Annotated in this window: 21 protein-coding genes and 1 pseudogene; 7 read left to right on the plus strand and 15 right to left on the minus strand. The window is 66.8% G+C overall.

Annotation, left to right across the window (positions count from 1 at the left end):
• Positions 1–51: 51 nt before the first annotated feature.
• A complete protein-coding gene (locus tag C5E41_RS28630) occupies positions 52–1,218 on the plus strand; it encodes a thiolase family protein (protein WP_104378842.1) in 1,167 nt (388 codons plus the stop codon).
• Positions 1,219–1,272: 54 nt separating this feature from the next.
• Here the strand turns inward: C5E41_RS28630 and C5E41_RS28635 are convergent, their stop codons facing one another.
• The 3 genes from C5E41_RS28635 to C5E41_RS28645 all read right to left on the minus strand — a co-directional run bounded on the left by C5E41_RS28635 (position 1,273) and on the right by C5E41_RS28645 (position 4,845).
• Positions 1,273–1,473, minus strand: a complete 201-nt coding sequence (locus tag C5E41_RS28635; RefSeq protein WP_030516058.1) for a hypothetical protein — start codon at positions 1,471–1,473, stop codon at positions 1,273–1,275.
• A gap of 135 nt (positions 1,474–1,608) precedes the next feature.
• Positions 1,609–3,501 (minus strand): long-chain-fatty-acid--AMP ligase FadD32, encoded by a 1,893-nt coding sequence (gene fadD32 / locus C5E41_RS28640; RefSeq protein WP_104378881.1) that lies wholly within the window; start codon positions 3,499–3,501, stop codon positions 1,609–1,611.
• 99 nt (positions 3,502–3,600) lie between these two features.
• Entirely contained in the window at positions 3,601–4,845 is a 1,245-nt protein-coding gene (locus tag C5E41_RS28645; protein ID WP_104378843.1) for a KasA/KasB family beta-ketoacyl-ACP synthase, read from the minus strand.
• Between the two features lie 217 nt (positions 4,846–5,062).
• Between C5E41_RS28645 and C5E41_RS28650 the strand changes: the two genes are divergently transcribed.
• Positions 5,063–6,061 carry an acyl-ACP desaturase gene (locus C5E41_RS28650; RefSeq protein ID WP_104378844.1) on the plus strand — a complete coding sequence of 333 codons (999 nt, stop codon included), beginning with the start codon at positions 5,063–5,065 and terminating at the stop codon, positions 6,059–6,061.
• Between the two features lie 118 nt (positions 6,062–6,179).
• Complete coding sequence (locus C5E41_RS34185) at positions 6,180–6,353, plus strand: hypothetical protein (RefSeq protein ID WP_181063468.1); 174 nt, start codon at positions 6,180–6,182, stop codon at positions 6,351–6,353.
• A gap of 25 nt (positions 6,354–6,378) precedes the next feature.
• Here the strand turns inward: C5E41_RS34185 and C5E41_RS28655 are convergent, their stop codons facing one another.
• From C5E41_RS28655 to C5E41_RS28670, 5 genes and pseudogenes are all read right to left on the minus strand, one after another.
• Entirely contained in the window at positions 6,379–7,083 is a 705-nt protein-coding gene (locus C5E41_RS28655) for a VIT1/CCC1 transporter family protein (RefSeq protein WP_104378845.1), read from the minus strand.
• 46 nt (positions 7,084–7,129) lie between these two features.
• Positions 7,130–7,639, minus strand: coding sequence for a hypothetical protein (locus tag C5E41_RS34585; protein ID WP_146099151.1), 510 nt, complete (start codon positions 7,637–7,639; stop codon positions 7,130–7,132).
• A 198-nt stretch (positions 7,640–7,837) separates the two neighbouring features.
• Positions 7,838–8,113: pseudogene (locus tag C5E41_RS35460) on the minus strand (Ada metal-binding domain-containing protein); the annotation flags it as partial.
• Between the two features lie 25 nt (positions 8,114–8,138).
• Positions 8,139–8,891, minus strand: coding sequence for a 2OG-Fe(II) oxygenase (locus C5E41_RS28665; protein WP_104378847.1), 753 nt, complete (start codon positions 8,889–8,891; stop codon positions 8,139–8,141).
• Positions 8,881–9,366, minus strand: coding sequence for a methylated-DNA--[protein]-cysteine S-methyltransferase (locus C5E41_RS28670; RefSeq protein WP_104378848.1), 486 nt, complete (start codon positions 9,364–9,366; stop codon positions 8,881–8,883). The genes C5E41_RS28665 and C5E41_RS28670 overlap by 11 nt, the downstream gene beginning before the upstream one ends.
• A 149-nt stretch (positions 9,367–9,515) precedes the next feature.
• Between C5E41_RS28670 and C5E41_RS28675 the strand changes: the two genes are divergently transcribed.
• On the plus strand, positions 9,516–9,938 hold the full coding sequence (locus C5E41_RS28675; RefSeq protein ID WP_104378849.1) for a PPOX class F420-dependent oxidoreductase: 423 nt from the start codon (positions 9,516–9,518) through the stop codon (positions 9,936–9,938).
• A 17-nt stretch (positions 9,939–9,955) separates the two neighbouring features.
• Here C5E41_RS28675 and C5E41_RS28680 read toward each other — a convergent pair whose 3' ends face one another.
• Positions 9,956–11,428, minus strand: coding sequence for a flavin-containing monooxygenase (locus C5E41_RS28680; RefSeq protein WP_104378850.1), 1,473 nt, complete (start codon positions 11,426–11,428; stop codon positions 9,956–9,958).
• 69 nt (positions 11,429–11,497) lie between these two features.
• Between C5E41_RS28680 and C5E41_RS28685 the strand changes: the two genes are divergently transcribed.
• On the plus strand, positions 11,498–12,505 hold the full coding sequence (locus C5E41_RS28685; RefSeq protein ID WP_104378882.1) for an AraC family transcriptional regulator: 1,008 nt from the start codon (positions 11,498–11,500) through the stop codon (positions 12,503–12,505).
• Positions 12,506–12,518: 13 nt separating this feature from the next.
• Here the strand turns inward: C5E41_RS28685 and C5E41_RS28690 are convergent, their stop codons facing one another.
• Positions 12,519–13,001 (minus strand): nuclear transport factor 2 family protein, encoded by a 483-nt coding sequence (locus C5E41_RS28690; protein WP_104378883.1) that lies wholly within the window; start codon positions 12,999–13,001, stop codon positions 12,519–12,521.
• 103 nt (positions 13,002–13,104) lie between these two features.
• Complete coding sequence (locus C5E41_RS28695) at positions 13,105–13,875, minus strand: SDR family NAD(P)-dependent oxidoreductase (RefSeq protein WP_104378851.1); 771 nt, start codon at positions 13,873–13,875, stop codon at positions 13,105–13,107.
• A gap of 113 nt (positions 13,876–13,988) precedes the next feature.
• Here C5E41_RS28695 and C5E41_RS28700 point away from each other — a divergent pair, with 113 nt between their 5' ends.
• Positions 13,989–14,708 (plus strand): TetR/AcrR family transcriptional regulator, encoded by a 720-nt coding sequence (locus C5E41_RS28700; RefSeq protein WP_104378852.1) that lies wholly within the window; start codon positions 13,989–13,991, stop codon positions 14,706–14,708.
• A 57-nt stretch (positions 14,709–14,765) separates the two neighbouring features.
• Here C5E41_RS28700 and C5E41_RS34590 read toward each other — a convergent pair whose 3' ends face one another.
• Both C5E41_RS34590 and C5E41_RS28710 read right to left on the minus strand, forming a co-directional pair.
• Positions 14,766–14,951 carry a hypothetical protein gene (locus tag C5E41_RS34590; protein WP_219823277.1) on the minus strand — a complete coding sequence of 62 codons (186 nt, stop codon included), beginning with the start codon at positions 14,949–14,951 and terminating at the stop codon, positions 14,766–14,768.
• Between the two features lie 133 nt (positions 14,952–15,084).
• Positions 15,085–17,634, minus strand: a complete 2,550-nt coding sequence (locus tag C5E41_RS28710) for an ATP-dependent Clp protease ATP-binding subunit (protein ID WP_104378853.1) — start codon at positions 17,632–17,634, stop codon at positions 15,085–15,087.
• Between the two features lie 341 nt (positions 17,635–17,975).
• Here C5E41_RS28710 and ctaD point away from each other — a divergent pair, with 341 nt between their 5' ends.
• A complete protein-coding gene (ctaD, locus tag C5E41_RS28715) occupies positions 17,976–19,721 on the plus strand; it encodes an aa3-type cytochrome oxidase subunit I (RefSeq protein ID WP_258081324.1) in 1,746 nt (581 codons plus the stop codon).
• On the opposite strand, the gene yidC is transcribed toward ctaD, so the two are convergent.
• Entirely contained in the window at positions 19,718–20,554 is an 837-nt protein-coding gene (gene yidC / locus C5E41_RS28720; RefSeq protein ID WP_104378855.1) for a membrane protein insertase YidC, read from the minus strand. The two genes, ctaD and yidC, sit on opposite strands and share 4 nt — an antisense overlap.
• 115 nt (positions 20,555–20,669) lie before the next feature.
• Positions 20,670–20,966 (minus strand): DUF6412 domain-containing protein, encoded by a 297-nt coding sequence (locus C5E41_RS28725; protein ID WP_104378884.1) that lies wholly within the window; start codon positions 20,964–20,966, stop codon positions 20,670–20,672.
• Positions 20,967–21,000: the final 34 nt, after the last annotated feature.

Genomic DNA, 21,000 nt, shown 5'->3' on the forward strand with positions numbered 1-21,000 from the left:
TCGGTGTTAACTTATCAGAACCTCGAGTAACTGTTATCGATCGGAGTGGCTATGACCACGGCAGTCGTCGTCGATGTCGTCCGGACCCCGTCCGGTAAGGGAAAAACCGGTGGCGGCCTGTCCCAGGTCCACCCGGCCACCCTGCTGGCCGGAGTGCTCACCGACCTGGTCGCACGCAACGACCTGGATCCGGCGCTGGTCGACGACGTGATCGCCGGCTGTGTGACGCAGAGCGGGGAACAGGCGTTCAACATCGGCCGCACGGCGGTGCTCGCGGCCGGATTTCCGGAGGCCGTCCCCGCTACCACCGTGGACCGCCAGTGCGGCTCCAGCCAGCAGGCCGCGCACTTCGCCGCTCAGGGGGTGATCGCCGGCGCCTACGACATCGCCATCGCCTGCGGTGTGGAGTCGATGTCGCGGGTCCCGATGTTCTCCAACGGCCAGGGCGCCGACGCCAATCGCGGACCGATCGCCCACCGCTATCCCGAAGGTCTTGTGCAGCAAGGTATTTCGGCAGAGTTGATCGCCGCGCGGTGGAAGTTCGACCGCGCCGCACTGGACGAATTCGCGGCCCGATCGCACCGGCTGGCCGCCGAGACCGCCACTGCGGGCGGGTTCGATCGCGAGATCGTCACGGCCGGAACCCTGCAGGCCGACGAGACCATCCGCCCGTCCACCACGGTCGAGGGTTTGGCCGGTCTGCGTCCCGCCTTCGCCGACGACCAGTACCTGGCCCGCTTCCCCGAGATCGAGTGGTCCATCACGCCGGGCAACTCCTCGCCGCTCACCGACGGCGCCTCCGCGGCACTCATCATGAGTGAGGAGAAGGCCACCGCACTCGGCCTGCGCCCGCGCGCCCGCTTCCATTCCTTCGCCGTCACCGGCGACGATCCGCTGCTGATGCTGACGGCGGTCGTCCCCGCGACCCGGAAAGTGCTGGCGCGCGGCGGTCTGTCGATCGACGACATCGACGCCTACGAGGTGAACGAGGCCTTCGCGCCGGTCCCGCTGGTGTGGGCGCACGAACTGAACGCCGACCCGGCCAAGCTGAACCCCCGCGGCGGCGCCATCGCGCTGGGGCATCCGCTCGGCGCCTCGGGCATCCGTATCCTCGCGACGCTGGTCAACCACCTCGAACAGTCGGGCGGCCGCTACGGACTGATGACCATGTGCGAGGCCGGTGGCCTCGCCAACGCCACCGTCATCGAACGACTCTGACGATCGAACGGCTCACGCGTGCCGGTCGGCGTCCCCGACGCCGACCGACGCACGCTACCCGCGGCGCCGGCAACTGTCGGGCACGATATGCCCGGCGGTCACCAGCGCGTCGAACGCCGCCTGCTTGATACCGCAGCCGTCGGTCGAACAATCGGTGTGCAACTGCATCACCTGATGCGCACGTTCCACTGTCAAGGGCCGGGTGGGCGCCGAATGTGCCATCACCACAATGAGATAATCGGTAGACAACTCCATGACATTGCCCCATATCCGGTTCTACATGTTGATGTAGCTACACGGTAACTCCGCAATGGGACGTCGCCGACGGACAAGTACCGGACAATCCGGTGCCCAGAGGACATCTCAACGGGCACACGAGGATTGCCTCACCTAATCGGCCGCCCGCTCCGCCGCGGCTAAGTCGTCGGAGACGTCCGGGAAGGCCAGCTGCCGGTGGCCGCCGCGCAGCGTTCCCGTCAGATATGCGGTCTTACAAGCACGTCGGGCGATCTTCCCGCTCGACGTGCGCGGAATCGATCCGGCCGGGACCAGGAGCAGTTCGCGCACGGTGACCCCGTGGCGCGCCGAAATCGCCGACCGCACCGCCTCTGCCACCGGTCCCACATCGAGTTTCGCTGCGCCACTTCCCCGTTCGGCGACGATTACCAGATGTTCGCCTCCCGCCCCGGAGCCGGCGAGCTCGGCGGGCAGCTCGTCACCGCGCACCGAGAAGGCCGCGACAAAACCCGGCCGCAATGCGGTCGACGACTCCTGTGCCGACATCTCCAGATCCTGCGGATAGTGGTTGCGCCCGTCGACGATCACCAGATCCTTGACCCGCCCCGTAATGTACAACTCGCCGTCGTGATACACGCCGTAGTCCCCGGTGCGCATCCAATACGCCTGCGGCGCAGTGCCTTCGGCATGGCTGCCGGCGGGCTGCCGGGCGCTGAGCCGGTTGCGGAAGGTCGCCTCGGTTTCCTCGGCACGACCCCAGTAGCCGATGCCCATGTTCTCCCCGTGCAACCAGATCTCGCCCACCCGGCCGTCCGGCAGTTCGGCGCCGTTGTCGTCGACGATCACCGCCCACTGTGAACGCGCCACATACCCGCAGGACACCTGTGCCACGGCGTCTTCCGCATCCGGCACGACCTCTACCAGGTGTCCGGCATTGAGGCGGGTGCGGTCGGCGTAGACGACCCGCGCGGCGTCCTCGCGCCGGGTGGCCGACACGAACAGGGTGGCCTCGGCCATCCCGTAACACGGCTTGATCGCCGTCTTCGGCAATCCGTAGGGCATGAAGGCCTCGTTGAATTTCGCCATCGACGACACCGACACCGGCTCGCTGCCGTTGATCAGACCGATTACATTCGACAGATCGAGGTGCTCGCCCGCCTTCGGCCGTCCGCGCGCCGCGGCGTGTTCGAACGCGAAATTCGGTGCGGCGGCATAGGTCGCGGCGCCGTCCGAGGCGGCGGCCAACTCCTTGATCCAGCGATAGGGCCGCCGGACGAACGCACTCGGCGACATGATGGTGATGAACTTGCCGCCGATCGCCGGCAGGATCACACACAGCAAACCCATATCGTGGAACAGCGGCAACCAAGTGACGCCACGAGCTGTTTCGTCGATGCCGAGCGCGTCGATCATCTGCAACAGATTGGTCCCGACCGAGCGATGCGTGATCTCCACGCCGGCGGGCGTGCGGGTGGAACCGGAGGTGTACTGCAGATACGCGACGCTGTCGATGTTGATATCCGGTTCGGTCCAGCCCGCGCCGACGCTGTCGGGAATCGCGTCGACCGCGATGATGCGCGGACGCTGTCGCGCCGGCATGCCGCGGAAGAACTCCCGCACCCCGGCCCCCGCGGAACTCGCGGTCAGAATCGCGGTCGGCCGGCAGTCGCCGAGTACGGCGTGCAGCCGGTCGGTGTGGCCGGGTTCCTCCGGATCGAACAGCGGTACAGCGATATTGCCCGCGTACACCGCCGCGAACATCGCCACCACGTAGTCCAGGCCCTGCGGCGCCAGAATGGCCACTCGATCGCGCGGCCGGGTCACCTGCTGCAACCGGGCCGCCACCGCCCGCAACCGCGCACCGAACTGACGCCAGGTGAGCTCGTGGTACTCACCGTCGCGCTCGCGCGAATAGTCGATGTAGCGGTAGGCCAGCTCGTCCCCGTTCGCCGCACTGTGCTTGTCGACGAAATCGATCAGGGTCGCATCGCCCAGAATCTTGATGTTGCCGTGTTCGTCCAGATAGTCATCGAAGGTCTCGCCGATCATTCCCTTATCCTTTTCACGCACGCACGTCACGCACGAACAGTCACGCAGGAACGAAAGCCCGGAGCCCGCCCTCGGCGGGGCTCCGGCGGGGGCAACTCAGTACCGTCCGAAGGTCAACGACACGTTGTGGCCGCCGAATCCGAAGGAATTGTTGACCGCGTAGTCGATCCGCCCGGGCCGGGCCTGACCCTTGACGATGTCCAGATCGACATCCGGATCCTGGTTGTCCAGGTTGAGCGTGGGCGGGACGAGGCCGTCGCGAATGGACAGCACCGTGAGCACCGATTCCAGGGCCCCGACGGCGCCGATGGAATGTCCCAGCGCAGATTTCGGTGCATAGACCGAGGCGTGGCTGCCGACCGCCGCGGCGATGGCACGGGCCTCCGCGGTATCGCCGATCGGGGTGGCGGTGGCGTGCGCGTTCACATGTCCCACATCGGTTTTCGACAAACCGGCGGTCTGCAGCGCGCGGGTGATGGCCCGCGCCGCGCCCTTGCCGTCCGGATCCGGCGCCACCAGGTGGAAACCGTCGGAAGTGAGACCGGCGCCGAGCAGCCGGGCGTGCACGACGGCGCCGCGAGCCCGGGCGTGTTCCTCGGATTCGAGCACCATCATCGCGCCGGCCTCACCGAAGACAAATCCGTCGCGATCGGTGTCGAAGGGACGCGAGGCGCGTTTCGGGTCGTCGTTGCGCGTACTCATGGCGCGCATCATGGTGAACGCGGCGATCGGCACGGCCTGAATCGACCCCTCCACACCGCCGGCCACGACCACGTCGGCATCGCCCATCACGATCATCTTCCACGCGTTGGCGATGGCCTCCGACCCCGAGGAACACGCCGAAACGGGGGTCGCGATACCGGCTTTGGCGCCCAATTCCAGCCCGACCACCGCGGCCGCGCCGTTGGGCATGATCATCTGGACCGCGAGCGGGCTGACCCGGCGATATCCGCCGTTGGCCATCTTGTCCTTGACGTCGATGAGCGCCTCCGCACCACCGAGCCCGGTGCCGATGGAGACGCCGAGCCGCTCCGGATCGACCTCGGGCGCACCGGCGTTGCGCCACACCTCGCGGCCCAGCACCAGCGCCATCTGCTCGACGTAGGACAGCCGGCGGGTCTCCTCACGGCTCAGAACGGTGGACGGAACGACCTTGAGATGACCGCCGATGCGGACCGGGAGTTCGAACTGGTCGATGAAACCGTCGTCGAGTACGTCGATTCCGCTCTCACCGTTCAGCAGTCCCTTCCACGTCGAGTCGACATCACCGGCGATGGACGTGGTCGCGGCCAAGCTGGTGACGACGACATCGCGGTAGCGCGTACGGCTGGAAACCGTCATTCTCGGCTCACTTTCGACAGGCAACACTGCGGAACAGGGGCAACACTGCGGCGAATACAAGCTGGAGCGACAACGGTGGCGGTGGAGCGGCTACATTAGCGAGGCGAACCCGACCGGCGGAGCCCTGAGTGCCACCCGGCAACCCGGTCGTGACTGCACTGTACCGGTTTCTTCCCGCAGCGTCGCACGACGATCCACAACGAGGAAGGGCAACACCGTGGTCAGGAATCTCACCCAACTCGAGTTGCTGCTGGAACTAGAGCCCGTGGCGGAGAGCAACGTCCATCGGCATCTGTCGATGGCGAAGACGTGGCATCCGCACGACTACGTCCCGTGGGATGCGGGACGCAATTTCGCCGCCCTCGGCGGAACCGATTGGGACCCCGCCCAGTCACGGCTGAGCGAGGTGGCCCGCGCCGCGATGGTCACGAATCTTCTCACCGAGGACAATCTGCCGTCCTACCATCGTGAGATCGCCGAGAACTTCTCCGCCGACGGCGCCTGGGGGACCTGGGTGGGGCGCTGGACGGCCGAGGAGAACCGGCACGGCATCGCGATTCGCGACTATCTGGTCGTCACCCGCGCGGTCGATCCCGTGGCGCTGGAACGGGCTCGGATGGTCCACATGACCAACGGCTACGACGCGATGAAACTCGTGCGCGAGAGCGGCAAGGCAGCCGTGGTGGACCGGGCCGACACCGGATTCCTACACTCGGTCGCCTATGTGACCTTTCAGGAACTGGCCACCCGGGTCTCACACCGCAACACCGGGAAGGTCTGTGACGATCCGGTCGCCGACCGCATGCTGGCGCGCATCTCCACGGACGAGAACCTGCATATGATCTTCTACCGCAATATGTGCGCGGCGGCTTTGGATCTGGCGCCCGACCAGGCGCTGGAGGCGATTGCCGATATCGTGTGCAATTTCCAGATGCCGGGCGCCGGAATGCCGGATTGGCGACGCAACGGCGTGCTGATGGCCAAACATGGAATCTACGATCTGCGTCAGCATCTGGAGGACGTGGTGATGCCGGTGTTGCGCAAGTGGAATGTGTTCGATCGCAACGACTTCACCGCGCGCGGCGACCGGGCGCGCAATGCCCTCGGCGAATTCCTGGAGAAACTGCGAAACGATTGTGCGCGTTTCGAAGAACAGCGGGACCGGGCGCTGGCCCGGGAGGCCCGCAAACGGGAGCTGGTGGGCTCCCGGCCGTGAGCGGCAGCGGCGCGGCGGTGTAAGCGACTGCATCGCCGAGCATTTCGATTGGGTTTCGAAAGCGACAGAGCGGCAGAACACATTGCCAGAAAATAGCCGCGGGTGCACACTGGGAGTTATGACCGCTTCACCCCGCGCTGCTCACCCCACGGACCGCGAAACCGTGGCGCTGATCGACGCATCCCATCCCGTCGTGCACGTCGAATTCCGGATCGGCGATCCGCACCGGCAAGCCAAGATGCGCGCGGTCATGGACCGGCTGCGGGTGGGAAACCGGTTCCGGAACCACTGATTTCGCCTGCCGTCCCGACCGCACGCTAGACCGCGATACCGACCAGGTGGCCGACCACATAGGTCGTCGCCATCGCCAGCGCACCGCCCGCCAGCACGCGAATCGTCGCGCGCCCCACCGGCGCCTGCCCCAGACGGGCGCCGACGGCGCCGGTCGCGGCCAGTGCGACCAGAACCGCCGTCGCGGTGACCGGAACCCGGATCGCCGCCGGTACCAGCATTGCCAGCAGCGGCAGCAGGGCCCCGACGGTGAACGCCGAGGCCGACGACAGCGCGGCATGCCAGGGGTTGGTCAGTTCACTCGGGTCGATTCCCAATTCGGCCTCGGCGTGGGCGGCGAACGCATCCTTGGCCGTCAACTCCTCGGCGACCTTCCACGCGGTGGCCGGCGTCAGGCCCTTGCCCTCGTAGATGGCGGCAAGCTCGGAAAGTTCCCCCGCCGGGTCCTCGGCGAGTTCACGCCGTTCCATGGCCAGCACCGCGCGCTCACTGTCGCGCTGTGTGCTGACCGACACGTACTCGCCCAGTGCCATCGACACCGCGCCCGCCGCGAGTCCCGCGACGCCCGCGGTGACGATCGCCGACGTCGACGTAGTGGCCGCCGCCACACCCACGACAATCCCTGCGACGGAGACGATTCCGTCGTTGGCACCCAGCACCCCGGCCCGAAGCCAATTCAGTCGTACCGACAAACCCTGCCCGTGAGTTTCCGGCCGTACCACACTCTCCATTACCGCCGTATCCGCTTGCACCAGACAAAAATAACCCGGCCGCCGTTTACTCGCCAGCAAAGAAAGGCTGGCCGAATTTAGGTAAACCATTGCACAGGAAGGTATTCCATACCTTATTTCGGAAAAGCCGGAACACCCACCGATCATTGCGTCCGATATCGAATCGCGTTCGTCGCCAGGCCTTTCGGCGGCGCCTCCCGGCCGGACGCGCACGCGCTGCGGCGCTGTCCGATTCGCGTTGATCGCCCGAGGAGCGTGGACCTTCCCGGCTGGGGCGGTGTGGCGCCACCCAGCAGAGGGGATGCCGGATTGCGGGGTGATTGCGGCTCGCGGCGCTTACACTTTGCGAGACCAACTGGAAAGGGACTGGCGCAGAATGGACGCGGTCGTCACGGAAGTCGCGGTCGAAGGTAAGCGGCTCATCGACGAGGTGTGGCTGGGGCGGATCAGTCGCGAGCAGGCGGTACATCGGTTCGTGCAGGTCGGCGACGGGTTGGTCGAGTTCGACACGGCCGCCGACATCGTCGACGACGGCCTGGCCTGGCTCGATTCCCATGCCTCCCGGCTACGACTACTGGCCTGGTGCTCCTGGCTGGAACTACCGGTCTTCGGCGGCCTGGCCGTGCTCGGCGTGCTGACCGAGGACTACCTGTCCACCGGATTCTCGCTGATCCTGCTGGCCGCCCTGCAATTGGTGCACCGGCACATCGGTCCGCCGCGGCCGCCGATCCGGCGGCGGCAGCGCAGCACCTGAGCGCTCGGACTTCCAGCGCCGATACGCCTCCGGCAGACATCGTGCGCACGGCCGGTATCCGGCGGCGACGGCGGTGGCCTCGTCGGCGAAGAACACCCGGTATGCGGCGTAGTTGCCGCGGCGCAGCGCGCGCAGTGCCGCCGGACAGTCCAGCCGCCCGTAGATGCGCTGACGCCGATGCCCGCCGACTGTTCCCGCGGTCGGGCTGCGGTACGGCACGGCATCGGAGCCGAGCAGCATGAAATACCGCGCCGGAGCACCGTCCTCACCATCCATCGACCTCACCCCATCGATGCCGCCCTCACGCATCGTGGAAAACCAGGCCGAGGGTATGGCGGTGCCCGCTGCGCACCACGCTCACGCCGTGGCGCACGGGCGCGGCCGACCAGCCGCGAGTGGACCGCACCGGGCGTTCCCGGGTGGTGAAGACCAGCCCGTGCCCCTGCGGCAGAGTGATTGCCGCGCCGCGGGATTGGGCGCGCGGACGCTGTTCGACCATCAGGAATTCGCCGCCGGTGTAGTCCGAGCCGGCGGCATCCAGTCCGATCACCACCTGCAGCGGAAAGATCATATCGCCGAAGAGGTCTCGATGCAGCGCGTTCCAATCGCCCGGGCCGTAGCGCAGCAGAATTTGCGCCGAGCGGTTCTGCCCGGCCCGGTGGCACTGGGAGATCCAGTCGTCCAGGCCGTCCGGCCACGAACCCGGGCGGCCCAGTCGTTGCGCCCACATCCGCGCGATGGGCAGCAGTTTCGGATACAGCGCGGCGCGCAACTCGGAGACCACCGGAGGCAGATCGTGGGTGAAGTAGCGATATTCGCCGGACCCGAAACGGTGGCGCGACATCTCGATGGTGGAGCGGAAGCGGTCGTCCTCGGCGTACAGGGCAGCGAGTGAGCGGCATTCACCCGCGCTCAGCAGGCACCCGCTGAGCGCGTACCCGTGCTCGTCGAGGTCGTCGGCGATCCGCGTCCAGTCCTGCGCATCCACCCGAGCGCCGAACGACGTCGCGGTAAGCCCCGGCACGGTCGCTCCCGGACCGTTGTCACGCGGCATGTTCGAGCTCCAGCAGTTGCCGCTTGCGGTCGATCCCGCCCGCGTAGCCGGTCAGGCGGCCGTTCGCGCCGATCACTCGATGGCACGGTCGCACGATCAGAACCGGGTTGGCGCCGATCGCGGCCCCGACAGCCCGCACCGCTGCCCGCGGCGCACCGACCCGGGCGGCGATGTCGCCGTAGGTCACCGTGCGGCCGTACGGGATGTCGTCGAGCGCCTGCCACACCCGTCGGCGGAATTGGCTGCCCTCGACCGCGTAGTCGAGTTCGAAGCGGGTGCGCTGCCCGGCGAAGTAGCTGTCGAGCTGATCGACGACAGATTCGAACGGGGCGCGAACCTCGGACCAATCGGCTTGTGCGACAACATCTTTCTCGCCCACGATGGACAGGACGGTGAGGGCGACACCACCCGGGCGCACCTCGCCGACGAGCATGAGCTCGCCGAGCGGACTCGCCGTCGTCGTGTAGACCGTCATTGCTGATCCTTTCGGTATTCGATCCGTACGCTCCCCAATCTGCCGGAGCCCCGGATCGAATACCGGCGGAAATCAGACATCACGTCCAGCCGTGCGGCCGGTGCGCGCGCCGCGGGAATGAAATGATTCACGCAGGCGTCGCATCGGATATGCGACTTCCCGATTCCGCGCGCGAATTCGTCGGCGCCGGTGCCAACGCGACCCTGGTCACCCTCAATGCCGACGGCAGCCCGCAGATCTCCGTCGTCTGGGTGGCGTTGCAGTCCACTCCCGAGGGCGACGAGTTGGTCAGCGCGCATCTCGGCGAATATCTGAAGGTGCGCAACGTGCGCCGCGATCCGCGGGTGGCGCTGACCATCGTCTCGGATCAGCCGAGCGAGTTCACGCGACCGTATCTGTCGGTCACCGGCACCGCGCGCATCGTCGAGGGCGGGGCACCCGAACTGCTGAAGGAGCTGGCCGCCGTGCTCGCCGCACCGGGTCTGGACTTCCCTCCTGCCGACGCACCGCCGGGACTGCTGACCCGCATTCGGATCGACAAGTTCGGCGGGCTCGGCCCCTGGGCGAGCTGACCGGACCGGCGCGGCGCTCAGGCGTTCGACAGCACCGCGGTGCGCCGGACCGGCTGCAGGGTCTTGTCCAGATTCGTGCGCATGGTGGTGGCCGAATCCAGCAGGTAGTTCTGGCGCACCTTCCACGGATGCCGATCGCCCTGCCGCGGGAAGTCGCCGATGGACCGCTGGATATAGCCGGAAGCGAGGTCGAGCAGGGGATGTTCGGTGAGCTCGCCCTGCGGCTGCGGCACCACCGCCTCGTAGCCACGCCGGTCCATATGGGCGATCACCCTGCACACCAGCCGTGAGGTCAGGTCGGCGCGCAGCGTCCAGGACGCATTCGTGTAGCCGATGCAGACCGCGAAGTTGGGAACGCCGGTGAGCATCGTTCCCTGCCAGACGAACCGGTCGGACAGGTTCACCGGCTCACCGTCGACCTCCAGCGTGATACCGCCGAAGGCGAGCAGCTTCAGACCGGTCGCCGAGATGACGATGTCGGCGGGCAGCACCCGGCCCGATGTCAGCCGGATTCCCTCGGGCACGAAGGTATCGATGTGATCGGTGACCACCTCGGCCTTGCCCGTGCGCATCGCCTTGAAGAAGTCGGCGTCCGGCGCCGCGCACAGGCGCTGATCCCACGGGTTGTACTCCGGGGTGAAGTGTTCGGCGACCACCTTCTCATCCTTGAGAATGCGAGTGGTCAGCCCGGTGAGCAGCTTGCGCGCCGCCTGCGGACGACGCCGGCAGTATTGATAGAAACCGACGTTGAACAGGATGTTCTTCGTGCGGATCACCCGGTGCGCCAAGCCCGCCGGTAGCAGTTCCCGAATCTTGTCGGCCTGCTTGTCGCGGCCGGGCACCGCGGAGATCCAGGTTGGTGAACGCTGCAGCATGGTCACCAGTTCGGCCTGCTCGGCCATCGCCGGAACCAGCGTCACGGCGGTGGCGCCACTGCCGATGACCACGACCTTCTTGCCGGCGTAATCGAGATCCTCCGGCCAGAACTGCGGATGCACCATGGTGCCGGAAAATGTCTCCACGCCCGGGAATTCGGGCGCATGCCCCTGGTCGTAGTCGTAGTAGCCGGCGCAGGAGTAGAGGAAGCGGCAGCTCAGCGTGCGCTCCGCAGCGCCCTGCCGCAGGGTCAGCGTCCATCGCGACTCGGCGCTGGACCATTGCGCCGCAACGACTTTGGTGCCGTAGTGAATATGCTTGTCGATCCCGTAGCGGCGTGCCGTCTCGGTGATGTAGCGCAGAATCGAGGGACCGTCGGCGATCGACTTGGCATCGCGCCACGGCTCGAACGGGTAGCCGAGGGTGAACATGTCCGAATCCGAGCGGATGCCAGGGTACCGGAACAGGTCCCAGGTACCACCCAGGGTCTCGCGCGCCTCGAGAATCGCATAGGACTTTCCGGGCAATTCCGTCTGCACGCGGTAGCCGGCGCCGATTCCGGACAGACCAGCGCCCACGATGACGACGTCGACATACTCACCAACTGCGGTCATGGTTCCAGTCTCCCGGTTCCGCCTCCGGCATTCTTGACTTTGCGCGACAAGTATTTGATTCTGAATGACATGTCGGTGATCCGCTCGGCCGGTTTGCGCGGTTTTCGCGCGACCGTGGCCGAACTCGGGGGAAATGCGGAGGAATACGCGGCCGCGGCCGGTTATCCGATCGCCGCCCTGGACGCCGACGATCTGCTGGTGTCGGACGAGGCGATGGCACTGGTACTGGAGATCGCCGCCGACCGGCTGCGGTGTCCCGATCTGGGCCTCCGGATCGCCGCCCGGCAGGACCTCGGCATGCTGGGACCACTGGCGCTGGCCATCCGCAGCTCGCCGACCCTGGCCGACGCGCTGGAGTGCACCTCGCGCTACCTATTCGTGCACGCGCGCTCGCTGAGCCTGACCATCGAACCCGATCCCTACGGCGACCGCGGTGTGACGGCCCTGCGCTACGGCGTCGAACCGGGGTTTCCCCAACCCGTCCAGGGCACCGATCTCGGCCTGGGCTTTCTCCATCGCACCCTGATCCGGCTGGTGGACGGGCCGTACGGCCTGCGCTCGGTGGAGCTGCCGTACCGCCCACCGGGCCCGCGCGCGGCCTACGAGAACTTCTTCGGCGTCCCGGTGCGCTTCGAGCGACCGGCGGCCATCCTTCGGCTGCCGAGCAACCTCACGAGCCGGGCGATCGCGGGCGGCGATGCGAATCTGCGCCGGCTGGCGGTGGCGTTCCTGGCCGAACAGGCGGGCGATACCGGCGCCTCCGCGGTGCCGGGGGTGCGGGCCGCAGTGCAACAGCTCCTGGGCACGACCGCACCGCAGATCGATTCGGTGGCAAGGCTTTTGACGATCCATCCGCGCACCCTGCAGCGCCGCCTGGCGGCCGAGCACACGACCTTCGCCGCCATCGTCGACGATGTGCGCCGCGGTGAGGCCCGACGCTATCTGACGACGACGGATCTGCCGATGAGCCAGATCGCCTCACTGCTCGGCCTCGCGGAACAGGCCACCCTGACCCGCTGCGCGCGCCGCTGGTGGGACAGCACTCCCACCGCGATCCGGCGCACCGCCCGGGCTTGAGCGGCCGGTCGGGTCAGTGCGTGACGCTGGGGTCCCAGCGGCTGGCGGTGATGGTGAATCCCTGAATCGAGGACAGCGGCATCATCGTCTCGTAGTTGCGCTGATAGCCGGTCTTCGTGATGCGCCAGCGGCCGTCGGATTCACGGCGATAGGTGTCGCGGTAGTACGCGGCGCCGCGAATCATGATCCCGTGCTCGGGAACGATGACCGTATCCTCCAGACACCAACTGCCGGAGGCGGAATCACCGTCCACCGCGATCTCGGGGTGACTGCACACGTGCGAGGTGATCATGGTTCCGGTCATCGCGCCGCTGAGATAGCCGACGATGGCGTCGCGGCCCTCGAACTGCAGCGGCTTACCACCCGACGGCGAGCCGTAATCGGCCACCGCGTCCGCGGCGAGGGTATCGGCGAACTCGTCCCACTCCCGCAGATCCAGCGTCCGCAGATAGCGGTATTTCAACGTACGAATCTCTTCCAACGCAACCAGATCCATCGCGGTCACCTCCCGGTTTCGGCCCCGCCAGCACAATAGAACAGGTTTCCGTTTCGGTCCGGGCTTTCCCGATGACCGGGACGGCTCGGACCGATTCGCCGTATCAGGCGTGGGTGCCGCCGTCGATGCGCACCTCGGTGCCGGTGATGAAGGCGCCGTCGTCGGAGGCGAGCATGGCCACCACGCCGGCGACCGTATCGGGCGAGGCGAAACCCTGGCCGAGCATCGGCATGAGCTTGGTGAACAGCGAGAAATCGGCGTCCTCGGGCAGGCCCGGGCCGCGGCCGTCGGTCATATCGCTCGAGATCGAGCCGGGCGCCACGGCCACCGCACGCAGGTTCTGCTTGGAGTATTCGGAGGCCAGCGCATGGGTCATCGACATGATGCCGCCCTTCGACGCGGCATAGGCGGCCATATACGGGTGCGCGAAGTAGGTGGAGGTGGAGGCGAAGTTCACGATTACGCCGCGACCACTGTCCAGCAGCGCGGGCAGCGATTCGCGGATCATCAGGAAGGTGCCGGTGAGGTTGGTGGTGATGATGCGGTTCCAGTCGGCCAGCGACATCTCGTGGGTGTGCGCCGAGCGGAGGATGCCGGCCGCGTTGACCAGCGCGTCCAGCCCGCCCAGGGTCTCCACGGCCGTGGCGACCCCAGCTTGCACCGAGGACTCGTCGGAGATGTCGATCGTGACGGTGGTCAGCCGATCGGCGCTGCCCTTCTCGGCGGCCCGCTTCGCGGTTTCGGCCAGGCCCGCCTCGTTGACGTCCGCGGCCACCACGGTGCCGCCCTCGGACAGGATGCGATGCACGGTGGCGCGGCCGATACCGGATCCGGCGCCGGTGATCAGAACCCGGCGGTCTGCGAAACGCTCCATTGCGAAACTCTCCTCAACTGCGATTTTCCCATTCGACTGACACAGTACGCCTAAGTGGCACGTTGTGCCAGAGTAGCAATTCGCGCTTAGACTGTGCGGACAGGAGGTGACTCATGCCCGAATCGAGAACCGGCCCGTCGGCCACCGCATCGCCGCGTCCGAACCTGGCCGAGCGGCGCAAGTCGGCGACCCGGATGGAGATCGCCCACACCGCCGCTCGCTTGTTCGCCGAGCGTGGCACCGCGGCGGTCACCGCCGAGCAGATCGCCGCCGCCTCCGGCGTCGGCCTGCGCACCTTCTATCGCTATTGCCGCACCAAAGAGGATGCCGTGGAACCGATGCTGTCGGCGGGTGCGTCTCGCTGGCTGGACATCCTCGGCGATGGACCGGACCGGTTGCCTACCATCACGGAACTGGAGACCGCCGCGATCCGCGCCCTGAACGTGGTGGACCGCGACGAACTCGACATCACCCGCGGCCTGTTGCGCGCGATGGCCGACGACTCGGCCCTGCGCGCGGTCTGGTTCCGGGTCAACCTCACCGGTGAGCACGCGCTGCTGGAACTGCTGACGAAACTGTCCCCGGAAACCGATCCGCTGCGCCTGCGCACCCTGGCCGCGGCCGCCGCCGGCGCGATCCGCATCGGACTCGAGCAATGGGCCGACGACGACGGCCCGGTGGGACAGCCGGGTAGTGTTGCCGAAACATCTTCGGCCGCAACGGAAACCGGTATCCGCCCGAGCGGACCGGCTCCGCTGGTGGTCAGATGCATGCGCGAACTCACCGTCGGCGTCTATGCGCAAGCCCAGGCGAACACGACAACGGCGGGCTGAGAGTGGCCACGGTGCCGAACGCGTACCGGACTGACCACCTTCGGCCGCAGCGCCTCGTCAATCCACCGGTGCCGCATCATTTTTCAGTGTGCGCCAACCGCCCGCGCGATCGTTCGCGATGATCTGCCGCAGCATTGCCGGCAACGCGGGGGCGTTGATCTTCTCCCCCTCGCGAATCGCCACGGTGCGCGCCGTCGTGTTGTCGTGACGACCCGTGATGATGCCCTCCGGATCGGGAACCATCGCACCGTCGTAAAGGAATATGTCGGCATCGCACCTCGCGGCCGATATCACGCTGCCACGCCGGTAGCGCGTCGATGTAGGCGTCGACGCGCGGGTCGGCCAGGTAGCTCACCACCCGGACCCCTGGCGGATGTCAGCTCTTCCCGGATTTCGCTCCGGACTTCTTCTCGGACTTGGCATCGGCCTTACCGTTCGCTTTCTTTCCCGTCGGCTTCTGACCGTTGACGGAGCCGTCGAGTGAGCGTTCGGCCCCGGATCCGGCCACCGCGGAGACGATCAGCCCGGACTCGTCCGCATCGACGCGCACGGTGTCGCCTGGGTTCAGCTCGCCACCGAGCACCAGCCGCGACACCTGATTCTCCAGCTGCTTCTGCACCGTCCGGCGGAGCGGGCGAGCGCCGAATTCGGGTTGATAACCGTTCTCGGACAACCAATCTCGCGCCGCGTCGGTGACGTCGAGCTCGATATCCTGGGCACGCAGGCGACGCCGGGGGCCGTCGAGAACCAGATCGACGATGCGGCGCAGCTGTTCCCGGTCGAGCCGGTGGAACACGATGGTCTCGTCGATGCGGTTGAGGAATTCCGGCCGGAAATGCTGTCGCAGCCGTTCCATCAGCCGCGGGGTGATGTCGTCGAGTTCCGCCGAGGTGGCTTTCAGGATCAGATCCGAACCGATATTGCTGGTCATGATCACGATGGTGTTCTTGAAATCGACCGTGCGGCCCTTGGCGTCGGTGACGCGCCCGTCGTCGAGCAACTGCAGCAGCACATTGAAGACGTCCGGATGTGCCTTCTCCACCTCGTCGAACAGGATCACCGAATACGGCTGGCGGCGAACCTTGTCGGTGAGCTGTGCGGCATCCTCGTAGCCCACATATCCGGGCGGTGCGCCGACCAGCCGGGACACCGTGTGCCTCTCCTGGAATTCGCTCATATCGAATCGGATCAGCCGGTTCTCGTCGCCGAATACCGCCTCCGCCAGCGCTTTCGCCAATTCCGTCTTGCCCACACCGGTCGGGCCGAGGAACAGGAACGAGCCGATCGGACGGTTCGGATCCTTCATCCCGGCGCGGGCGCGGCGCACCGCCTCGGCGACGGCCACGATCGCCTCGTCCTGCCCGATCACCCGCTTGTGCAGCACGTCCTCCAACTGCAGCAGGCGCTGCCGTTCCTCGACCGTCAACTCCGACACCGGAATTCCGGTCTGCTTGGACACCACCTCGGCGATGTCGTCGAGAGTGACCGTCGGCGCCTCGTCGCCGGTGATGTGGCCGACCCGTTCCTCGGCAGCGGTGATCTCGCTCTTGAGTTCGTCCGCGCGGGCGTAGTCCTCGGCCGCGACGGCGGCATCCTTCTCTCGCTCGAGGCGCGACAATTCCTCCTGTGCCGCACGCAGATACGGGCCCGGCATACGGGTGCGCAACCGGACCCGGGCGCCGGCCTGGTCGACCAGATCGATCGCCTTGTCGGGCATGAACCGGTCGGTGATGTAGCGGTCGGAAAGCTCCGCCGCGGCGACCAGCGCCTCGTCGTCGTAGTGCACCTGATGGTGCTCCTCGTAGGCATCGGTAAGGCCGCGCAGGATTTCGATGGTGTCGGCCACCGACGGCTCCGGGACCAGCACCGGCTGGAAGCGGCGTTCCAGGGCGGCGTCCTTTTCGATGTAACGACGGTATTCGTCGACGGTGGTGGCGCCGATGGCATGGAGTTCGCCGCGGGCCAGCGCCGGTTTGAGCAGGTTGCCCGCGTCCATCGAGCCCTCACCGCCGGTGCCGGCGCCCACGATGGTGTGCAACTCGTCGATGAACAGCACCAGCTCGTCGGAGTGCTCGCGGACCTCGTCGAGGATCTTGGTCAGCCGCTCCTCGAATTCGCCACGATATTTGCTGCCCGCCACCAGCGAGCCCACATCGAGGGCCACCACCCGCCGGTCGGCCAGGGTGCTGGGCACATCGCCGTTGACGATGCGCTGCGCCAAGCCCTCGACGATCGCGGTCTTGCCGACACCGGGATCGCCGATGAGTACCGGGTTGTTCTTACGCCGCCGGGACAGGATTTCGACGGTCTGCTCGATCTCCTCAGCACGGCCGACGACCGGGTCGACCTTGCCCGCGCGGGCCTCGGCAGTCAGATCCCGGCCGTATTCGTCGAGCGTCGGTGTGTCGGTGGGCTTCTTCTGCGCCTCGGCGACGGGCAGTTTGGCCCCCGAAAGAGCCTGCGCGGCAGGGCTTTCCGGATTGTCGGCGATGCCCAGCAAAATGTGCTCCGGGCCGATGTAGCTGGATCCCGCCTCGGCGGCGTTGCGCTGCGCGGTGCGCAGGGCCAGTTTGGCGCCGGGTCCCAGGACGACTTGGCCGCCCGCGGCCGCGGTGGCCTCTCCGCTGCCGACGGCACCGCGCATCTGCGCGGCGACCTGGTCCGGATCCCGGCCCAGCCGGCCGATGATCCCGCGCGACGGTTCGACCTGGGTGGCGGCATAGAGCAGATGTTCGGCGGTGACTTCCGGATTACCCCAGTCCTGCGCGGCCGAGCGGGCGATCGCGATCAGCTCCTTGGCGCTGTCGCTGAGCAGCCGCCCCAGGTCGATGCGCTGTACCGGTGGCTGCGCGGCCATTCCGGGGCCGAAGAAGCGATTGAACAGATCGTCGAAGGAGCTGAACGAACTGGGCCAGGCAGCGGTCATGTCCACACCTCGTATCTCGGAATCTCGTCGTCGCAGCGGCGAGCGAACGGACAGCTACGGTCCGCACCGCCGCACTCACCTCAGAACCACTCCGAAACGGTCGGGTCCCACCGTACTCCCGGCCGTCGTTTCCGTGGAGGTCACCGACGCATCCGTTACTTCCCAGCGATCCACGTGGGAGTTTCCGGCGATCCATCTGCCGGGAAGTGGGTATCGATGGGAGCATGGGCCGCGTCCGGCGAAGATCACGACCGATCGCGCACCGATGCCCGGCGGGATTCGAACACGTTGATCTTGCCGCGGTGCCACACTCGAAGATGGTTGGGCTCCGAGGAGGAACTGTGACTACAGCACCATCTCGCGGCGCCGCCGAGATCGAAGCCGTAAGGCCTTATCCCCGGCGGATCGCCCCGAAGGGTTCCCAGATCTGGTCGATCGTCACGACGACCGATCCGAAGTTGCTCGGGATCATGTACATCGTCAGCTCGATGGCATTCTTCCTCATCGGCGGGCTGATGGCACTGCTGATGCGCGCCGAGCTCGCCCGCCCGGGGCTGCAGTTCCTCTCCCCCGAGCAGTTCAACCAGCTGTTCACCATGCACGGCACGCTGATGCTGCTGTTCTATGCCACCCCCATCGTGTTCGGCTTCGCCAACTGCATCCTGCCGCTGCAGATCGGCGCGCCCGATGTGGCCTTCCCGCGGCTGAACGCACTCAGCTACTGGCTCTATCTCCTGGGCGCCTCCGTGGCCACCGCCGGATTCATCACCCCCGGCGGCGCCGCGGACTTCGGGTGGACCGCCTACACCCCGCTCTCGGATATCGTGCACTCCCCCGGGGTGGGTTGCGATATGTGGATCATGGGCCTGGCCGTCTCCGGTCTGGGCACCATCCTCGGCGGGGTCAACATGCTCACCACCGTCGTCGTCCTGCGCGCACCGGGGATGACCTTGTTCCGGATGCCCCTGTTCACCTGGAACATCGTGGTCACCAGCGTGCTGGTCCTGCTGGCCTTCCCGATCCTCACCGCGGCGCTCATGGCCCTGATGGTCGACCGGCACCTCGGTGGTCACATCTACGATCCCGCCACCGGCGGTAACCTGCTCTATCAGCACCTGTTCTGGTACTTCGGCCATCCCGAGGTATACATCATCGCGCTACCGTTCTTCGGCATCGTCACCGAGATCTTCCCGGTGTTCAGCCGCAAACCGGTCTTCGGGTACACCGCGCTGGTGTACGCCACCATGAGCATCGGAGCGCTGTCGGTGGCCGTGTGGGCGCACCACATGTTCGCCACCGGAGCGGTACTGCTGCCGTACTTCTCGTTCATGACTTTCATGATCGCCGTGCCGACCGGTGTGAAATTCTTCAACTGGATCGGCACGATGTGGAAGGGGCAGCTGACCTTCGAAACGCCGATGCTCTGGGCGCTCGGGTTCCTGGTCACCTTCCTGTTCGGTGGCCTCTCGGGTGTCATCCTGGCCAGCCCGCCGCTGGACTTCCATGTCACAGACTCGTATTTCGTTGTCGCGCACTTCCATTACGTGCTGTTCGGGACCATCGTGTTCGCGACCTTCGGCGGCATCTACTTCTGGTTCCCGAAGATGACGGGCCGACTGCTCGACGAGCGGCTCGGCAAGATCCACTTCTGGACCACCTTCCTGGGCTTCCACACCACCTTCCTGGTACAGCACTGGCTGGGTGCGGAGGGGATGCCGCGCCGCTACGCCGACTATCTGCCCTCCGACGGATTCACCACGCTCAACACCATTTCCACCATCGGCGCGTTCATCCTCGGCTTCTCGATGATCACCTTCGTCTGGAATGTGTTCCGCAGCTACCGCTACGGCGAGGTGGTCACGGTGGACGACCCGTGGGGGTACGGCAATTCGCTGGAGTGGGCGACGACCTGCCCGCCGCCGCGGCACAACTTCTACGAACTGCCCCGAATCCGTTCGGAGCGACCGGCATTCGAGCTGCACTATCCGCACATGATCGATCGTCTGCGCGCCGAATCGCATATCGGCTGGGGCGCCCCGCATGCGGATGTGCACGAGACCGTCGCGGCCGAACAGGAACGGGCCTAGATCGTCGAGACGGCCGGTGGCGGCAGGGGGTCCAGTGGGCCGAGCCTGCGATGGACCACATGCTGCTGCACGAAGGTCCAGATATTGCTGGTCGCGAAGTAGACCAGGATGCCGACCGGCATCACCAGGCCGGCGACCAGTGTGCCCAGCGGAAACAGCCATAACGTCATCGCGTTGATCAGCCGCGTCTGTGGGGTGATCTCGAGCTGGCGGCCGATCGACGCCCGCGCGGTGCAGTGGGTCGCGACGGCCGCGATCAGCACCAGCGGGACCGCCACGACCGCCACCGACGCCACGCTGTCGGTGGAGGTCAGCGTCGCCGACAGCGGTGCGCCGAACAGATCGGCGTGCAGGAACGACCGCACCTGCTCCGGCGCGAACACGTAATTCGCGGTGTCGGCGTTCTGCGCGGCGGTCATCGCCGTGGTGTTGCCGAGCAACGGCACATACGAGACGCCGCCGGTGCGGTCGAAGGAATGCAGCACATGCAGCAATCCCAGAAACATCAGCAGTTGCACGAGCACCGGCAGGCAGCCGCTGAGCACAGTGAAGTTGTGCTGCTGCTGCAATTTCCGGGTTTCCACGGCCAATCGCTCGCGGTCGTCGCCGCATTCGGCGCGCAGCTGCCGCATCTTCGGTTGCAGAACGGCCATGGTGCGGGAGAACCGGACCTGAGCCAGGAACGGCCGATACAGGGCAGCGCGCAGGGTCACCACCAGCATAACGATCGCCAGCGCCCAGGACAGGCCGCTCGCGGCACCGAACAGGACGGCGAATCCGGTGTGCCAGAGCCAGAGAACGGCGGCGACCGGGTAGTACACGAAATCGAGCATGGGATATCACCTCACTTCGAGGCACCCGTGAAGGTACGGGCGAGTGAACAGGGGCGGCTGGACAGCTGCGCGTTCACTGCGGCCGGCGGCGAGCACCGGCGTGAGTGACGCGCGATCAGCTCCAGCGACCCGGTGCCCTGGGCCGCACCCGGCCCGCCGTATCCGGATTGCTCTGTCGCAGAAAAGATCCCCGCCGCCGCTGCTGCGCCGACACGGGTGGTCCACTGCTGCCACCGATCGGCTGCAGTCGTACCCGGCTCGAGTAGGCGGCGACCACCGCCAACGCGAGGACCGCCGCGGCGGCAACCGCCAGCAGTGAATTCGGTTCGCCCGCAGGCATGATCGTGGCGGCGGCCACGGACAGCACGAGGGCGCACAGCATCAGCGCCGCCGAACGGATCCGCATCACCATGCCGATCAGGGTACCCAACGGCACGGCGCGTCGC

Source organism: Nocardia nova, from assembly GCF_002933465.1.
GTDB lineage: Bacteria > Actinomycetota > Actinomycetes > Mycobacteriales > Mycobacteriaceae > Nocardia > Nocardia nova_B.

Coding starts and splice junctions, on each gene's coding strand:
- C5E41_RS28685 (WP_104378882.1), top strand. CDS start 11,498: ATGTCGGTGATCCGCTCGGCCGGTTTGCGCGGTTTTCGCGCGACCGTG.
- C5E41_RS28690 (WP_104378883.1), bottom strand. CDS start 13,001: ATGGATCTGGTTGCGTTGGAAGAGATTCGTACGTTGAAATACCGCTAT.
- C5E41_RS28710 (WP_104378853.1), bottom strand. CDS start 17,634: ATGACCGCTGCCTGGCCCAGTTCGTTCAGCTCCTTCGACGATCTGTTC.
- C5E41_RS28655 (WP_104378845.1), bottom strand. CDS start 7,083: ATGGAGAGTGTGGTACGGCCGGAAACTCACGGGCAGGGTTTGTCGGTA.
- C5E41_RS28635 (WP_030516058.1), bottom strand. CDS start 1,473: ATGGAGTTGTCTACCGATTATCTCATTGTGGTGATGGCACATTCGGCG.
- C5E41_RS28695 (WP_104378851.1), bottom strand. CDS start 13,875: ATGGAGCGTTTCGCAGACCGCCGGGTTCTGATCACCGGCGCCGGATCC.
- C5E41_RS28700 (WP_104378852.1), top strand. CDS start 13,989: ATGCCCGAATCGAGAACCGGCCCGTCGGCCACCGCATCGCCGCGTCCG.
- C5E41_RS34585 (WP_146099151.1), bottom strand. CDS start 7,639: ATGGGAATCGAGCCAGGCCAGGCCGTCGTCGACGATGTCGGCGGCCGT.
- C5E41_RS34185 (WP_181063468.1), top strand. CDS start 6,180: ATGACCGCTTCACCCCGCGCTGCTCACCCCACGGACCGCGAAACCGTG.
- C5E41_RS28665 (WP_104378847.1), bottom strand. CDS start 8,891: ATGCCGCGTGACAACGGTCCGGGAGCGACCGTGCCGGGGCTTACCGCG.
- C5E41_RS28725 (WP_104378884.1), bottom strand. CDS start 20,966: ATGGTGATGCGGATCCGTTCGGCGGCGCTGATGCTGTGCGCCCTCGTG.
- C5E41_RS28630 (WP_104378842.1), top strand. CDS start 52: ATGACCACGGCAGTCGTCGTCGATGTCGTCCGGACCCCGTCCGGTAAG.
- C5E41_RS28680 (WP_104378850.1), bottom strand. CDS start 11,428: ATGACCGCAGTTGGTGAGTATGTCGACGTCGTCATCGTGGGCGCTGGT.
- C5E41_RS28670 (WP_104378848.1), bottom strand. CDS start 9,366: ATGACGGTCTACACGACGACGGCGAGTCCGCTCGGCGAGCTCATGCTC.
- C5E41_RS34590 (WP_219823277.1), bottom strand. CDS start 14,951: ATGGTTCCCGATCCGGAGGGCATCATCACGGGTCGTCACGACAACACG.
- C5E41_RS28645 (WP_104378843.1), bottom strand. CDS start 4,845: ATGACGGTTTCCAGCCGTACGCGCTACCGCGATGTCGTCGTCACCAGC.
- C5E41_RS28675 (WP_104378849.1), top strand. CDS start 9,516: ATGCGACTTCCCGATTCCGCGCGCGAATTCGTCGGCGCCGGTGCCAAC.
- yidC (WP_104378855.1), bottom strand. CDS start 20,554: ATGCTCGATTTCGTGTACTACCCGGTCGCCGCCGTTCTCTGGCTCTGG.